The organism is Yersinia sp. IP36721 (assembly GCF_003634395.1).
GTDB lineage: Bacteria > Pseudomonadota > Gammaproteobacteria > Enterobacterales > Enterobacteriaceae > Yersinia > Yersinia entomophaga.
This window is the reverse complement of sequence record NZ_QCZL01000099.1, coordinates 1-370: the sequence shown is the minus strand read 5'-3', so window position 1 is coordinate 370 and position 370 is coordinate 1. Positions and strand designations below refer to the sequence as shown.

The following is a 370-nucleotide window of genomic DNA, read 5'->3' as shown; positions in this document are numbered from 1 at the left end:
GAACGTGATCGGATAATGCAGTGACGGAAGCATTAGCCGCAGCCTTAACCGCTCTCGGCGTCGCCGCCTCGGTTTCACTGTTGCTGTCGGTGGCATTGCTCAGTCTGACAAAGCCTTTTTCGCTTAACGTCGCATCGGGATGATTGCGTGATTTGGCATGGTCAGCCAGTACGTTATCTGCGTACTGCTTAACTTCAATCACCTTATCATCGACATATTTGCGCGTCGCCAGTACCACCGACGGGTCGATTTTCAATGTCACCGCTTCGGTGCTGCTGACAATCAAAATCATCCGAATGGTTTGAGTGCGGCCACTGCCTTCCTGTAGTTGCGGTTTGTAGGTTTCGGCGCAGTTGGCAATGGCGACCAA

1 protein-coding gene is annotated in these 370 nt (G+C 52.4%); it reads right to left on the bottom strand.

From position 1 onward, the window contains the following. Positions 1-370, bottom strand: a 370-nt coding sequence (locus DBA33_RS20500; RefSeq protein ID WP_205582798.1) for a phage tail protein, incomplete at both ends; no start/stop codon positions are given.